This is a genomic window from Dysgonomonas sp. Shenzhen-Wh21 (genome assembly GCF_043392705.1).
In the GTDB taxonomy this organism is placed as follows: Bacteria; Bacteroidota; Bacteroidia; order Bacteroidales; family Dysgonomonadaceae; genus Dysgonomonas.
Genome location: NZ_JAIXHZ010000019.1, coordinates 1 through 15355 on the forward strand (window position 1 = coordinate 1; position 15355 = coordinate 15355).

Annotated in this window: 13 protein-coding genes and 1 other RNA gene; 6 read left to right on the forward strand and 8 right to left on the reverse strand. The window is 40.1% G+C overall.

Annotated features, from left to right (window positions below):
• The 3 genes from LDB17_RS00740 to LDB17_RS00750 all read left to right on the forward strand — a co-directional run.
• Positions 1–180, forward strand: a 180-nt coding sequence (locus LDB17_RS00740) for a peptide-N-glycosidase F-related protein (protein ID WP_393924831.1), incomplete at its 5' end; no start/stop codon positions are given.
• A gap of 82 nt (positions 181–262) precedes the next feature.
• On the forward strand, positions 263–1174 hold the full coding sequence (locus LDB17_RS00745; protein ID WP_252638296.1) for an ABC transporter ATP-binding protein: 912 nt from the start codon (positions 263–265) through the stop codon (positions 1172–1174).
• Entirely contained in the window at positions 1171–2493 is a 1323-nt protein-coding gene (locus LDB17_RS00750) for an ABC transporter permease (protein ID WP_252638295.1), read from the forward strand. The genes LDB17_RS00745 and LDB17_RS00750 overlap by 4 nt, the downstream gene beginning before the upstream one ends.
• 151 nt (positions 2494–2644) lie before the next feature.
• Here LDB17_RS00750 and rnpB read toward each other — a convergent pair.
• From rnpB to LDB17_RS00780, 6 genes are all read right to left on the reverse strand, one after another.
• An RNA gene (rnpB, locus tag LDB17_RS00755) (RNase P RNA component class A) lies at positions 2645–3003 on the reverse strand.
• Positions 3004–3050: 47 nt separating this feature from the next.
• Positions 3051–4379: an NAD(P)/FAD-dependent oxidoreductase gene (locus LDB17_RS00760; RefSeq protein ID WP_252638294.1), complete on the reverse strand. Its 1329-nt coding sequence runs from the start codon at positions 4377–4379 to the stop codon at positions 3051–3053.
• Positions 4380–4476: 97 nt separating this feature from the next.
• Positions 4477–5169, reverse strand: a complete 693-nt coding sequence (locus tag LDB17_RS00765; protein WP_135103443.1) for a DedA family protein — start codon at positions 5167–5169, stop codon at positions 4477–4479.
• Positions 5170–5248: 79 nt separating this feature from the next.
• Positions 5249–5791 carry a DJ-1 family glyoxalase III gene (locus LDB17_RS00770; RefSeq protein WP_252638293.1) on the reverse strand — a complete coding sequence of 181 codons (543 nt, stop codon included), beginning with the start codon at positions 5789–5791 and terminating at the stop codon, positions 5249–5251.
• Between the two features lie 6 nt (positions 5792–5797).
• Complete coding sequence (locus LDB17_RS00775; RefSeq protein WP_252638292.1) at positions 5798–6661, reverse strand: energy transducer TonB; 864 nt, start codon at positions 6659–6661, stop codon at positions 5798–5800.
• A gap of 2 nt (positions 6662–6663) precedes the next feature.
• Positions 6664–7395, reverse strand: a complete 732-nt coding sequence (locus LDB17_RS00780; protein WP_252638291.1) for a pyridoxine 5'-phosphate synthase — start codon at positions 7393–7395, stop codon at positions 6664–6666.
• Positions 7396–7598: 203 nt separating this feature from the next.
• Here LDB17_RS00780 and LDB17_RS00785 point away from each other — a divergent pair, with 203 nt between their 5' ends.
• On the forward strand, positions 7599–8468 hold the full coding sequence (locus LDB17_RS00785; protein WP_252638290.1) for an NAD kinase: 870 nt from the start codon (positions 7599–7601) through the stop codon (positions 8466–8468).
• Positions 8469–8483: 15 nt separating this feature from the next.
• Here LDB17_RS00785 and lpdA read toward each other — a convergent pair whose 3' ends face one another.
• A complete protein-coding gene (gene lpdA / locus LDB17_RS00790) occupies positions 8484–9839 on the reverse strand; it encodes a dihydrolipoyl dehydrogenase (protein WP_252638289.1) in 1356 nt (451 codons plus the stop codon).
• 660 nt (positions 9840–10499) lie between these two features.
• Here lpdA and LDB17_RS00795 point away from each other — a divergent pair.
• Both LDB17_RS00795 and LDB17_RS00800 read left to right on the forward strand, forming a co-directional pair.
• Complete coding sequence (locus tag LDB17_RS00795) at positions 10500–12899, forward strand: TonB-dependent receptor (RefSeq protein ID WP_252638288.1); 2400 nt, start codon at positions 10500–10502, stop codon at positions 12897–12899.
• 91 nt (positions 12900–12990) lie between these two features.
• Positions 12991–14157: a PepSY domain-containing protein gene (locus tag LDB17_RS00800; protein WP_252638287.1), complete on the forward strand. Its 1167-nt coding sequence runs from the start codon at positions 12991–12993 to the stop codon at positions 14155–14157.
• Here LDB17_RS00800 and LDB17_RS00805 read toward each other — a convergent pair.
• The gene (locus LDB17_RS00805) at positions 14108–15331 is read right to left on the reverse strand and encodes a hypothetical protein (protein WP_252638286.1); all 1224 of its coding nucleotides are present in this window, start codon (positions 15329–15331) and stop codon (positions 14108–14110) included. The genes LDB17_RS00800 and LDB17_RS00805 overlap by 50 nt on opposite strands.
• Positions 15332–15355 lie beyond the last annotated feature (24 nt).

Below are 15355 nucleotides of genomic sequence, written 5' to 3' on the forward strand. Positions count from 1 at the left end.
ACAGGTAGAGCCACCTTCAGTTGGTGTCCGGGTACAGTGAGTTATCCTGTGTTTATACACATTGGGGATGTGAAGGCCGGTGAACACCAACTGAAGGTGGCTATACCTGTGGGAGATCCCGAAGGTAGTGCTCTGAGTTATTGGTGTATCTCTGGAGTATTAGTGGGTGATAAGAAATAAGACTATAATATTTCCGGAGCTCTGTGACTTTTATGTTTTTGGTGCGACTAATATAAAAAGAATATAAACCATACTATAAAATATGTATTATCTCGAAGCACACGATGTGGTGAAACAATATGGTAGTCATAGGGCTCTCGATGGCGTAAGCATACAAGTGCCAAAGGGTTGCATCTATGGATTGCTAGGACCTAATGGCGCAGGCAAATCTTCCCTTATCCGCATAATAAATAGGATAACTGCCCCCGATGAAGGACAAGTCTTTATAAATGGAAGGGTGTCGGTAGCCGATGATGTTTTCAATATCGGTTATCTTCCCGAAGAAAGAGGCTTGTACAAGAAAATGAAAGTTGGAGAGCATATTATTTTTCTGGCACAATTGAGAGGCCTCTCGAAAGAAGACGCAGTACAAAAAACTCAATATTGGCTAAAGAAGTTTGATATACTATCTTGGCAAGGAAAGAAAGTGGAGGAACTGTCGAAAGGTATGCAGCAAAAGATACAATTTATTGCTACTGTCATACATGAACCCGATTTGTATATTCTTGATGAGCCTTTCAGCGGATTCGATCCTGTGAATACAGAATTGTTGAAGAAAGAGCTGTTGGATCTGAAAGCAAAGGGCAAAACAATAATTCTATCGACTCATAATATGGAATCGGTAGAGGAATTGTGTGACGAAATATCTCTGATAAATAAGTCTAGAGTTGTATTGAATGGAAATGTGAAGGAAATACGAGCAAGATATAGAAAGCATATTTTCAAACTTCAGGTTGTGGGTGAAACTTTTGATTTGGAATCTTCTCACTTTTCGATATTATCGCAATCAACGGACAGTAATATTACGGAATTACTCATTCAGCGTAATGATGAGGCTTCCAACTCAGAGTTGATACAAGAGATAGCCAAACGCTATGAAGTGGTGACTTTTGAAGAAGTATTGCCTTCGATGAATGATATTTTTATACAAATCGTATCAGAGACAAAACAATGAGAGGATTAAAGCTAATTATACATAGGGAATTTACCTCGAGGGTAAAAACCAAAGCGTTTATCTTGACAACGTTGCTAACCCCATTCTTATTCTTGGGAGTGTCTACTATCCCTGCATTGCTGATGATGTTGAGTAGCAATGATGATATAAACAAAGTGTATGTAATCGATCATACAGGTTCTTACTTTAGTTTGTTTCAGTCTTCTAAGAACTATGAGTTTGTGAAATTATCGGATAGCGATAGTAAGCCGAGCGATAAGCGGACAGCCATATTAGAGATATCGGAAGACCTGAGTGTAAATCCGAATGCAGCAACTTTCTATTCCGAAAAGCAACAGCCTCCTCGTGAGTTGACTGTTTATATCAACAACATACTTACGGATGCTGTTAGAAATAAAAAGATAGATGATTTTACCCAAAGAAGTAATATCGAACCACAACTTGTTGCCGATCTGCAACAAATATTGAAATCGAAAGATCATATTAATGTTTCCACTATCCGTCTCGACGAAGCCGGACAGAAAACCGAAACTCTTGGTCAGGCGGCATCTTTTGTAGGAATGGGACTTACATTGTGTATGTTCTTCTTTATAATGATGTATGGGCAAATGGTGGTGCAAAGTGTTGTAGAAGAGAAAACAAACCGCATCATTGAAGTGATTATTTCATCCGTTAGACCTTTAGATCTGATGATGGGTAAAATAGTTGGAGTAGGATTGGTTGGCTTGCTACAATTGGTTATTTGGCTTGTTATAGGAGGCGGTGCACTTGTTGCTATGCAAATATTCCTCGGGACAAGTGTAGACTCCTCTGCTACAATGGAGGCCCAACAGGCAATAAGTGCAATGGCACAGAATAACTCGGAGATGACTTCTGCTGTTAATAGTATATTGGGTGTCAACTGGCTGCAAGTAGGAATCTGCCTTATATTATATTTTGTGGGAGGATATCTTCTTTTCTCCTCTTTGTATGCCATGTTTGGGTCTGCTGCTAACGATTCGCAAGAGGCTCAGCAGCTGATGATGCCATTGACTATTATATTATTATTAGCCTTTTATACAGGTATTGCAGCATCTCAGAATCCTGAAGGCGCGATGGCCTTTTGGTGTTCGATCATACCATTTACCGCGCCTGTCGTGATGATGGTACGTGCTCCGTTCGAAATATCTATATGGGAGTTGGTCGTGTCAGTTGTTGTGTTGTATGTAACCGCCATATTGATGGTTAAGTTGGCTGCAAAGGTCTATCGTGTCGGTATTCTGATGTATGGTAAGAAAGTAACCTTTGCCGAAATGTTTAAATGGTTGAGATATAAGTAATTTAAGATAAGTTTAGTGAAGCAATCCTGTCATATTTATTTTGGCAGGATTGTTTTTTTTATTATTGCTAATACTTTCCTTAAGCTGTTTTTCCCAAGATATAATGAAGCGAAAGCCGGACAAGAATCGCCCTTTACTTAGAATAAAATAAAAATACAGTAAGTCTATAAGCCGGGTTCTGTACTCTTCAAGAAGAGTGCTTGCCATTTATCTACGCCTGATGTCGCCAACAGGCTCTAGCGACCTACCCCCCGGCATCGGACGAGCAGCCCTACATGCGCCGGTATACATGGTCTTACAACTCGCAAGTGGTACGGCTCTGTATATTGCTATACAGACCGGTGAGCTCTTACCTCACCTTTTCACCCTTACCCCTGATAGGGGCGGTTGTTCTCTGTTACCTTAACTCTGCCCTCACGAACAGCTTCCCATTAAGAAATACGATGCTCTGTGTTGCCCGGACTTTCCTCTTTCTGCCTTGCGGCAGCCAGCGGCAAACCGACCTACTGCAATTTGATGCAAAGATAGTTCATTTTCTTGGAATATATCTTACTGCATTAAGTTTGGATTTGTTCGTTGCTTTGTTTAGTTCTCTTATCCTTATACATGTCGTTGAACTTAGGACGAATTAGTAGACGTAGCGAAACATCATAATTCAGGTAACTCCATACCCAGTCGATGAATACAGAAACCTTATTTCTCATTCCCACAATAGAAAGGATATGTACCAGCAACCACAACCACCAGGCAACCCAGCCTCCAAAGCGGAGTTTCCCGAGGTCGGCAACAGCAGCATTACGCCCAATGGTAGCCAATGAGCCTTTGTCTACATATACAAATCTATCCCAATTGTCCGATTCTCCCTTATTGATATTCTTGGCTAGTTGTTTTGCCATTTGTAGCGCGACTTGAGCTACCTGAGGATGACCGACCGGATAACTTTCGGATGCTTGTAAAGAAGTATCGCCAATTGAGAAAATATCTTTATAGCCATTTACCTGATTGTATTCGTTTACAACCAAACGTCCCCGGTTATATGCCGTTTCGTCAAGACCTGCTAAGCTATTTGGCTTAACCCCTGCCACCCAAAATACATTACGGGAGCGTATTTGCGTGCCGTCAGCAATATTCACATAAGGACTTTCTACCGATTTTACCGATTTCTCCTGATAAACGATAACACCTCTGTCTAGCAATGTTTTTAATGCCGTTTCGGATGCTTGTTCCGACATACCTGCCAGTAGACGGGAACCTGCATTCACTAAGTGGATTTCCATTTTAGTAAAATCTATCTCCGGGTAGTCTCTCGGCAAAACCGTTCTTCTCATGTCGGCTAATGCTCCGGCTAATTCAACACCTGTTGCTCCTCCTCCGACGATAACAAAAGTCAACAATTCTTTTCGTTTTTCTTCGTCTGTTGTGATCAAAGATTCCTCGAAGCTTAGTAGTATCCTGTTTCTCATCAAGAGTGATTCGGATACAGATTTTAGTGAGAATGTATTTTCTATTAGATCTGTATTCCCAAAATAATTTGTATCGCATCCTGTGGCGATAACTAAAAGGTCGTATGTAATGATACCGATATTTGTTTCAATCTTTTTGTCAGATGTATTTACGCTTAAAGCCTCACACATTCTGAAATGAAAGTCTTTGTTTTTCTGAAAGTTCTTTCTGTATGGATAAGATATCGAACTCGGTTCTAATCCCCCGATAGCTACCTGATAGAATAAGGGTTGAAACTGATAGTAATTGTTCTTGTCTATCAGTACTACCTGATATTGATTCTTATCCGCTCTTTTTGCAAGTTCGAGTCCGGCAAACCCTCCTCCGATAATTACCAATCGTTTCTTCTTCCCGGAGTCGGGCAAGTTTGCTTTTATAATCATATTATAGACATATTTAAATTAAAAAACCATCTTACTGATAAGAGTTGATCAGTAAGGTGGTTTTATTTATATATAAAGATAAATTTAATTATCTTTCTTAATTTCCTATTTTGGCTTTAGCTTTCGCTTCCTTTTTTGATTCCCACTTAGCCTTAGCTACTTCGTAAACACCCGGAAGAATAGATACCACAACAATAATAATGACTACCTTGTCGAGATTTTTTTCTACCCATTCGTTACTTCCTATAATAGCACCTAAAGCACAAAAGATAACCACCCATGCTATACCTCCTATAACATTGTAGGAGAAGAAATGTTTATAGCTCATTTTGCCCATACCTGCTACAAAAGGAGCGAAGGTGCGAACAATAGGTACAAAGCGGGCAAGGATGATGGTTTTGCCTCCATGTTTTTCGTAAAACTTGTTTGTTTTTTCAAGATATTCTTGCTTGAATATCTTCGATTTGGGATTGCTAAAGAGCTTTTCTCCAAAGAGACGGCCTATCGAATAATTTACTGCATCTCCTATAACGGCAGCTACAATCAGTATACCGACAAGGTAATAGATATGTAGCGGATTATCGGGACGTACGGCGATAGCCCCTGCTAGAAATAATAAAGAGTCACCCGGTAAAAATGGTGTTACAACCAAACCTGTTTCGCAGAAAATGATCAAAAACAAAATGGCATATACCCATAAGCCATATTCAGTTACCAGCATGTCTAATGTTCCGCCTGTATCTCTTAACAGGTTAAGAAAGAAGTTCCAAACTTCGTGTAAGAATTCCATTTTAATGTTGTGTTACTTAATTTTTATGGTAATACGAGAAATGATGAGATTCGCACCTCATCATTTCCCATTAAATTTTTCACTTAACCAACAAGCCGGCTGCGACTTCATCTCTCTTTGCCTTCCCTGCCAATTGTTCAACAAGGCTTAGCGCAAAATCGATAGTCAGTCCGGGACCTCTTCCGGTAGTTATATTTCCGTCTATTACAACAGCTTTTTCTGTTTGCAATGTAGCTCCTTTCAGGTATTGTTCAAATCCGGGGTAGGCTGTTGCCTTCTTCCCTTCCAAAAGACCTAAGCCTCCTAAGACCATTGGTGAAGCGCAGATTGCAGCAACCTTTTCACCTTTGTTGGCAAAAGCGAGTAGTTCTTTTTTCAAGCCTTCGTGTTCGTTGAACTTTGTTGTGCCTCCCGGTAAAACAAGCATTTCTGCTTTAGAGAAGTCAACCTCGTCGAACATCAGGTCGGCTATTACAGGTATTTGATGACTGGCAACCACTTGTTTGCTGTCAGTCAACGAAACGGTTTTCACATCCAAACCTCCACGGCGAAGAACATCGACTGTGCCAAGAGCTTCAATCTCTTCAAATCCTGTGGTCAGAAATAAAAATATAGTTTTCATATCCATTTAATTTAAATTAAACTTATATGTGATTGTTCCTTTTTGATTGGTGACGGATGACACTGTGTTGAATTTTGTCCTTTTTGCGGCTCTTAGAGCTTCGTTCCGCAGGTTTGTATTTGGTGTATTTGTGCCTTTTCCGATTGTAGCTTCTACTACATCACCTTTAGCATTTACCAATATATCGACAACGACAGTACCGTAATCGTCTACCGAATAGTTCGGTTTGATCAGCCCGCCGCTGCCAAGGCTGCGTCCACCAAGATCGAACGATCCCCAGCCGCCAACTCCTGACGTTTTGCCATAGCTGGCATTTCCTGTTGGTACACCTTGTGTGCCTGTTCCTTCAGTATTGCCTCTGCTGCCGCTGCCTGTTCCATTGCCAAACAGTCCCGCCATTTGGTTGTTGATCTGTCCTTTCTTGGCCGCTTCTTGTTGTGCTACACGGTCAGCTTCAGCTTTCTTCCGCCTTTCGTCTGCTTCTTGCTGTTTCTTTTCTTCCGCTTTTTTCTTAGCTTCTTTTATAGCTACTGTTTCTTCCAGATTTTGAGTAACGGGAGCTTCCTTTGTGTTCGATACTGCCGGTTTTGTTTTGGTTGCAGTATTCTCTACCATCGGGATCGGATCTTCAACCACATTGGGTGAAGTGGCTTCTTCAGTACCAACGTCTCCATTGCCTCTACCAAAGGGCTCATCGTCTCCAAATGCATCGGGTACGTTGCCAAACATAACAGGAACTCCTCCCAAATCTTCGGCAGTCCTTGCCATTGGTGTCAAATCGAGGGTATAAAAAATAAGAGCTAAGATAATTAGCAAGTGAAATCCGATTGTTGCACCTAGACCTATTATTTTATCCTTCTGAGCTTCCATTTTTAGTCTACTTCAGTTTTTGGTTTCAGGCAATCCTTGTATGCCTTTATTGTATTTTCAAGACCCAAATACAATGCGTCGCTGATAAGGGCATGCCCGATAGAGACTTCATCTATTGTGGGTATATTTTCATATAGATAATTCAAATTTTCGAGACTGAGGTCATGACCTGCATTTAATCCTAGTCCAAGTTTCTTCGCTAATTTGGCCGCAACTACAAAAGGCTCTATGGCAGCTTCTCTGTTTTTGACATAATTGGAGGCATAAGGCTCTGTATATAGCTCAATTCTGTCTGTTCCCGTTTTTGCTGCGGCCTCTATTATTTCGAGCTCTGTGCCAACAAAGATAGATGTGCGTACACCTACAGCCCTGAATGTATCAACCAAATCGGATAGGAATTGTTGATGTTCAACAGTGTCCCAACCTGCATTGGATGTAATCGCATCGGGCTTGTCCGGAACAAGTGTTACTTGTGTGGGACGTATCGTTGTAACAAGGTCTATGAACTTTTGTGAAGGATAACCTTCGATATTAAATTCAGTTCTGATCTTTGCCTTTAAGTCATACACGTCTTTGAATCGAATATGTCTTTCGTCAGGACGAGGATGAACTGTTATACCTTCTGCACCAAATCTTTCGCAATCGATAGCAACTTGTACAACATCAGGAACATTACCTCCTCGAGCATTGCGTAGCGTTGCAATCTTATTAATATTTACACTTAACTTTGTCATGTCAAACCATTAAAAACCGCCGTTCTTCACAAATTGCCAGAGATAGATGTTAATAGATAAAACTTTTTTAGCACCTTTGTGGAACGATATCAAACTACAAATGTAATATGATTTGATGAGAATGTGCGTATCAGTTCCGTTTTATTAACAGCTTAGAAAATCATTTGTTTGTATATAAATAGGTTCCGTTAAAAGTAAATGCGATGAAAATAGCCATATTCGGTAGCAAGCATCAGAAGAAAGAACAGGTCGAAAAGTTATTTGGAATCTTAAACGATAACAACGTAGAAATCTATCTTCAGGAGAAATTCTATTACTACCTAAGAGATTGTCATCACTTGCAATATAGTGTCGCAGGTATTATAAAGAACGATGAGTTCGATGTTGACCTCGTGGTAACAATCGGAGGAGACGGAACATTCCTGCGTACGGCATCCGTAATAGGCAAAAAGAATATTCCGATACTCGGTATAAATGCCGGACGATTAGGCTTTTTGGCAGATGTAGGCGAAGAAGATCTGGAAGCTACCTTCGAAGATGTATTTTCGGGTAACTATCGTATCGAACATCGTAGCCAATTGCATCTGACTACCGAACATAAGATATATCATGGCTTCAACTATGCTCTCAACGAAGTGGCTATTATGAAGCAGGATACCGCTTCGATGATTACTGTGCATGCATATATCAACGACGAATACCTGACCTCGTATGAGGCTGACGGACTTGTTATGGCTACACCTACAGGCTCTACGGCATACTCACTCAGTGTAGGAGGGCCGATAATAGCACCCGATGCTCACAACTTCGTTATTGCTGCCATAGCCCCTCATAGCTTGGGAGACAGACCTTTGGTTATAACAGACGACAGCATTATCACCTTTGATGTAGAAAGCCGTAACAATAGTTTTCTCATCTCATTGGACGGAAGGTCTAATGTATTTCAGGCAGGGACGAAGCTGACTGTAAAGAAGGCAGATTTTACCCTTCAGGTATTAAAACGGAAAGATAATACCTTCTACAAAACGTTGAGAAATAAGCTCATGTGGGGTGTTGATCCCCGACAGAGCTAAGGCCTTCCCGTAAGATTATAAGAACAGGGATTCATGTATAATCTCTCCGACTGTAGGATGAGGGAATACAATCTTTTGAAACTCTTCTATAGTAAATCCTTTTTCGATAGCAATGCCGGCTATAACCACCAGTTCCGAGGCGGGATTACCCAACATGTGGCAACCTATGATTTTTGAATCTTCGCCGATGATCAGTTTGCAAACGCCATTTCCCAGTTCATTCTCAGCCACAAAGCGTCCCGAATATGCCATTGGTAGCTTGTGGGCAGTGTATTTTATACCTTTAGCCGTAAGCTCTTCTTCTGTTTGTCCTACTCCTGCAATCTCAGGGTTGGTATATACCACTCCCGGTATTGCCTTGTAGCTCATGCTGTCGGTCTTACCCAGTATATGATTGATGGCTACCTCTCCTTCACGTACCGCAGTATGTGCCAGGAGTGAATATCCTGTAATATCTCCGCATGCATATATATTGGGGTGAGATGTCTGCATATTCTCATTCACTTTCACGCCGTTTCTGAACAACTCGATATTTAGCTTATCCAGATTTAGGTTTGCTGTAACAGGGCGTCGTCCTGTACTCAATAATATCTGAGAGGCTTCGATTGTCGATTGTACCCCGTCTTTTTCGATAATAATCTGACCGTCTTTTATTTCAACGACCTTGGTGTTCAGGTGAAAGTCGATACCTTTCTTGGTGTATTCTGCACGAAGCATGGCAGATAGTTCTTTGTCCATTGCTCCGAGTATTTCGGGTAACATTTCTATTACTGTCACTTTTACTCCCAGACTATTAAAGAATGAAGCAAATTCGACACCGATAACTCCCCCTCCGATAACGGCTAAAGATTCCGGTACGCCTTTATTGTCTAACGCTTCTTTCGATGTCCAGTACCCTGATTCGCTGAGTCCCTTGATGGGAGGAATAATTGTTTCAGAGCCTGTAGATAACAATACCTTTGCTGCGGTAATCGTTTCACCGTTGCATGATATGACGATATTACGCTCTCCGTCTTCCCCTTCGATAGTTGCTTCGCCTATGATTACTGTTACATCATGAGCAGCCATTTTCTGTTTGATGCCGGCTACCAGCTTACGCACTGTTTTTTGTTTGCGGGCAATTATTTTAGGCAGATCGAAAGTTGGGCTTCCTTCTACGCCGACTCCATACTTTGCAGAGTTTTTTACATTATCTAGGGTCTTTGCCGAGTATAGAAGTGTTTTGGTAGGGATGCAACCTTCATTGAGGCATACGCCACCCAATGCATTTCTTTCAAATAATACAGTTTTTAATCCGTTGGCAGAAGCTCTTTCGGCTGCGGTATAACCTGCGGGCCCTCCTCCAATAATAGCAACATCGTATAAAGTCATATTCTAATTATATAGTAAAAAAAGTAACAAGGTTACAAAAATAATTGATATTCATTTTCAGTATCTTATGAGCAAAAGGTGACAAAAGTGACAGTTTTATCGCTGTCTTTATCTGTTACCTTTTTATCCTCTGTGCCTACTCTCATAAAGATAAAATCTTATTGTTTTTATACAAGACGAGTTTGTCATATTATAAGATATAGCAACATGGTAAAGATAGGGAATTTAGTGATTTGTTCCTCCCAATAGAAGTTAGATTATTCGACCTTCTATTGTTTTTTGCTTTACATTCCTTAAATACATCGTCTCAGCTTATTTGTGTGAAAGATGTCTACTCTTTCAATGTTATCACCTTTCCCCTGTAATTATAATTAATCTTTATATACCTGAAAGTAGGTGTTTTTTCTATTCAAAATCATTATTTATGGTGATTGTAGCTTTTTGTACTGATTTATATTTTTGTGCCGAAAAAGCAGTGTTTATTTTTATATAAACGAGTAAGCAAATTAAGGAGACAAAAAATGCCGGGCTCATCCCAAAGGATAACTAAAATATCTATAATCTTTTGATAGTAGAAATAAACTTTGTTTACGTATATCTGAAACATACGTGTGTTAAGCTGATTAACATACAAAATTATTATCATAAAATTACTTACAAATGCAACAACAACGTATTTCTTTACGCCTGTTCGGTATAATGTTTTTGCTTATGGGCATTGTCATATCATTGTCAGCACAGCAAAAATCGGCTGTTATAAGTGGTCGGGTATTTACTTCTGATGGAAAACCAGCTTCTAACGTTAGTATAACGATAGAAGAATTACATAGGAGCGAGATGTCGAATTCTCAAGGATTCTATAAGATATCAGGCGTTCATGCCGGACGTTACACGCTCTTGTTCTCATCTGTGGGACTGCAATTGTCTAAAGTTGAAGTCGCTGTAGAGTCAGGCAAAGATCTACAGGTTCAGGATGTTTTCTTGAACGAAACGACCGAAAATCTGCAAGAGATAGAAATTATAGCAACCAAGAAGAACCCATTTGCCGAAAAAATAAGCGCATCGGTTGCTAAACTCCCTCTTGCCGACTTGGAAAATCCACAGGTATATAATACAATCAACAAGACGGTTATTAAAGAACAAGTCGTTACAAGCCTCAATACAGCATTGAAAAATGCGACAGGTATAACCCGATTGTGGGAAAGTACCGGACGTGCAGGGGATGGTGCGGAATATTACACCATGCGCGGATTTTCTTTGCAACCTACTATTGTGAATGGTGTGGCTGACATCAGTAACGGAGCTTTGGATCCGGCAAATGTGGAAAATATAGAGGTGGTAAAAGGTCCTTCGGGAACACTTTACGGTGGAAACCTTATTTATTATGGTGGTCTGATCAATGTTGTTACCAAGAAACCGTATGATACTTTTGGCGGAGAGTTTGGTTACATTACAGGTAGTTATGGGTTAAATAGAGTAACAGCGGATGTAAACACTCCCTTGAGCGACAAAGCCAGTATGAGGATAAATGGAGCTTACCATTATGAAAATACATTTCAGGATAATGGTTATTCAAAATCATTTTTTATAGCTCCTAGCTTTAAGTTTAAGGCTTCAGATCGCTTGACTTTCTTTATTAATACGGAATATAAATCGTTGGAGAGAACAACAGCTCCTATGATTTTCTTATACCGTTCTGCTCCCGTTACTTTCTCAAATATGGATTTGTTTGAAAAGAACTATAAGAAATCATATACAAGTAATCGTCTTGCTCTCAACAATCCGACCTATGGTATGCAAGCTCAGGCTTTATATAAAATCAATGAAAACTGGAACTCGCAGACCATTGTAGCTGCCAGCAATACAAAATCGGACGGGTATTATCAATATTTATGGGATAATGTAAATGGTAGCGATTTTACACGCTACATCTCCAGATTAAATTCTTCTACCGATGCTATAAATGTTCAGCAAAATTTTACAGGAGATCATAAGTTTGGTAACATGCGTAACAGAGTTGTTTTTGGTCTAGATTATTTACAGAAAGAATATCAGGATAATAGTTATGCTTGGGTTGCAAACGGCGTAGTGTCGCTTGCCAATCAGACAGATACAGGCGTGCTTACCGCTACCGGAGTGGATGCTCTCTTGGCTGCTGATCCGGGAAGTGTATCCAATTCTACCGTTAAGATCTGGAGTGCCTATTTGTCTGATGTTGTCAACTTTACTCCTCAACTGTCTGCATTAGTAGGACTTCGTTTGGATAACTATTCAGCATCAACTTCGTGGAAAACTAAAGACGTGAAAAATCAGGTAACCTTCTCTCAAAAATTAGGCCTTGTTTACCAGCCAATTTTACAACATCTTTCTTTGTTTGCCAATTATATGAATGGTTTTCAAAATCTTGAACCTGTAACGCAGCACGATGGTTCGGGTAATACTTCTATGAAGATATTGAAACCAGAGAAAGCAAATCAGTGGGAAGTGGGTGTGAAAAGCAATCTGTATAGCGATAGAGTTTCGTTGACTGTAAGTTACTATGACATCAAAGTTTCTAACAAAACGATGGCTGATCCGGCGAATGTGTTGAATGTAATTCAAGGTGGAGTGGTAAAAAGCAGAGGGGTAGAAGTAAGCCTTATCGCCAATCCTGTTGTAGGGTTGAATATGATTGCGGGTTATAGCCACAATTACAATAAGATAACAAAGGATGCTGCCGATGGCGATTATATCGGTCTAAGATCGGAAGAGTCAGGTCCGGCAAACTTGTTTAATGCATGGGTAAGCTACAAATTGACTACAGGTTCACTGAAAGGGTGGGGAATAGGCGCAGGTGCTAACTACGCATCAGAATATAAAACACTCAACCGACACTCAACCGGTAGTTTCACTTTACCAAGTTATACTATTTTCAATGCATTGGTTTCTTATAATGGAGATAACTATACTATCAGTTTGAAAGGGGATAACCTCGCCAATAAAAAATATTATGGAGGATGGAGTACAGTTACACCGCAGAAATTGCGTACCATATCTCTTGCATTGAATTATAGATTCTAAGAAATAATGAGGTTGTCCCAAAAGTAATATTTTAATAATAAAAATTACTTTTGGGATACCTTCTTTAAATTTTCTAATAAAAAAAACTCTCATGACATTCAAAAAGATAGCTTATCAACTGCATCTTTACCTGGGGCTTATCTCCGGGCTTGTTTTTTTTATTGTATGCCTGACGGGAGCTATTTGGGCATTAAAGCTGAATGGATGGGTAGATCAGGAAAAACTGCCCGAAGTATCGCAAGGCAAACATACGACGGTTGTTCGGCCCTCATCGGTAATAGAAGTTGCCAAGAAAGAATTTAAAGATAAAACACCTGATTATATAGAGTATTCGGAAGATGCGCCAATTAAAGCAACTTTCCGTGGACAAGGGTATAATTATTCGCTGCAAATGGATCCTTATACGGGTAAAGTGATATCGGTGAAAGGCGCTGAAGGTTCTTCTGGTTACGACTTCTGGGATTTCATTGGTATGGGGCACTTTTCACTTTGGCTTCCTTACAGTATAGGGCAACCCATTGTAGGTTATTCTACATTGGTTTTTGTGATTGTAATAATCACAGGACTTATTCTTTGGATCCCCAAAAGTAAAAAAGCCCTTAAATACAGCCTTTGGTTCAGATGGAAGAAGAAAACCAAAATGTATAAGAAAGTATACGATTTACACAATATTCTTGGTTTTTATGCCGCTTTTATACTCCTTATCATTGGCCTTACAGGTATGGTGTGGGCACTGGAATGGTGGTCGCAGGGTGTATATAAGGTTACTTCGGGTGGCAGGATGATGCCTGAATGGAGAATGGCAAAATCCGATACATTGCATGTTGATACTCCTGCTAAAGATATTTATCTGGGAATTGATTCATTGTTTTCGGAGTTGTCGCAAAAAGCTCCTACAGCTCAAGCTTTTTCGATATATCTACCCAATGTAGAAGATAAGGCTTCAGCCATTATGATAACTGTATTCCCCGACAAGAAACTGTATTACAATGTAGATAGGTACTCGTTTGATAAATATACCTTTAAGCAGGTTGAGGTTGATCATCCGTATCAGGGCAAATATGAAAACAAAGATTTTGCAGACAAACTACGCCGTATGAATTATGATATTCATATCGGAGCCATAGGCGGTACAGCAGGCAGATTATTGGTATTTCTTTCTACTCTATTTGGTATGAGTCTGCCATTGACAGGATTGTATCTTTATATCAGGAAGAGAAAGAAGACGAAGGAGAAAAAGAGTAATATTGCTGAATAAGATTATCTACCCACTTGCAAAACTCTTTTAGTTCAGCTGCATTATAGCCATCCTTGCGCCAATGATTTATTAGGGAATCGGACTTGTTTAATATCTGGTTTTCTATTGGTTTTATCTTTTGCAGAATGCCGTTGCCATCGGCGGTAATGAGTGCCGCTAGATTGATGTAGTCATTGCCTTCTCCCTTGTCTATGGGGAAGAGTTGTTTCTTTAGTTTCAGTGACCAATCGCATAGCTTTGCATTTCCTGTTTCATCGGCAAGCATCGTGGATGGGTACAAATTGTCTTTGTTGAGCCACACAGGTACAGCCACTGTGGTAAGTGGTGAACCTAATATCGTCCACATAGTGGTAAGCGTAGCCGGTTCCGCTTTCTTTACGCCTTGCACAACAATAACCGAAGAGGTAGAGTAGCGGGGTATATAATCTCTGAATGCTACAAAAACAGTCTTTGAAGTGTCTTGAGGCATCATGTCATATAAGTTTGTCCCGGTCAGCCCGTGTGTGAGATGACGTGAAACATCCTGTAACAAGAAACGATAAGAAAGTGATCCTGATAAAGCAGCCTTGTAAAATAACGGTTCGGCAGCCTGATAGCGGCTCAAGCCTTTATCTCTGGCTCTATCTCCCGAAAAAGAATAATTGGTACGTATAATATATCCCATAGGAGCTATGGACGGATCATTTGCATCGTATTTCTTGAAGGTATAATCGCCTGTTTCGTAATAGGCAGCTCCTCCTTGCGCATCTATCACCCCGAAGTTTGCATTTACATAAAGAGGCTTCGGCAATGTTTCCAGCATTTTTTCGAAATCGGCGAGCGTTGCACATTGTTGCAGAGCCATTTTTATGACGATACCTTCACGTTCTTCAGGTCCTACTTCTTTCTCATTCAGGTTGTACGATGCTGAGTTCATGATGGCAAAGCCTGTAGAATTATAACCTCCCCATAGTTCTTTGCCTGTCTTATCTGTACTGTTTACAATACCAATGTAATGATATTTGCCATCGCTAAAAGCCATTAGTTTATTCTGTAAGGCACTTGTATCCCTGTGTTTGTAGAGCAAGGGGCGTCCGTCGATAGTTCCTTTACCCGATATAATAGCGGTGGTACATGCTATGGCGTGACCGGAAATGATGAATAGCAAAAGATAAATAAAATAGGGGCGTTTCATAGTAACTGATTTTAAGACAGATAA

Excerpts from the sequence above, each read along its gene's own strand:
- LDB17_RS00785 (WP_252638290.1), top strand. The coding sequence starts at position 7,599 with ATGAAAATAGCCATATTCGGTAGCAAGCATCAGAAGAAAGAACAGGTC.
- LDB17_RS00760 (WP_252638294.1), bottom strand. The coding sequence starts at position 4,379 with ATGATTATAAAAGCAAACTTGCCCGACTCCGGGAAGAAGAAACGATTG.
- LDB17_RS00750 (WP_252638295.1), top strand. The coding sequence starts at position 1,171 with ATGAGAGGATTAAAGCTAATTATACATAGGGAATTTACCTCGAGGGTA.
- lpdA (WP_252638289.1), bottom strand. The coding sequence starts at position 9,839 with ATGACTTTATACGATGTTGCTATTATTGGAGGAGGGCCCGCAGGTTAT.
- LDB17_RS00800 (WP_252638287.1), top strand. The coding sequence starts at position 12,991 with ATGACATTCAAAAAGATAGCTTATCAACTGCATCTTTACCTGGGGCTT.
- LDB17_RS00765 (WP_135103443.1), bottom strand. The coding sequence starts at position 5,169 with ATGGAATTCTTACACGAAGTTTGGAACTTCTTTCTTAACCTGTTAAGA.
- LDB17_RS00770 (WP_252638293.1), bottom strand. The coding sequence starts at position 5,791 with ATGAAAACTATATTTTTATTTCTGACCACAGGATTTGAAGAGATTGAA.
- LDB17_RS00795 (WP_252638288.1), top strand. The coding sequence starts at position 10,500 with ATGCAACAACAACGTATTTCTTTACGCCTGTTCGGTATAATGTTTTTG.
- LDB17_RS00745 (WP_252638296.1), top strand. The coding sequence starts at position 263 with ATGTATTATCTCGAAGCACACGATGTGGTGAAACAATATGGTAGTCAT.
- LDB17_RS00805 (WP_252638286.1), bottom strand. The coding sequence starts at position 15,331 with ATGAAACGCCCCTATTTTATTTATCTTTTGCTATTCATCATTTCCGGT.
- LDB17_RS00775 (WP_252638292.1), bottom strand. The coding sequence starts at position 6,661 with ATGGAAGCTCAGAAGGATAAAATAATAGGTCTAGGTGCAACAATCGGA.
- LDB17_RS00780 (WP_252638291.1), bottom strand. The coding sequence starts at position 7,395 with ATGACAAAGTTAAGTGTAAATATTAATAAGATTGCAACGCTACGCAAT.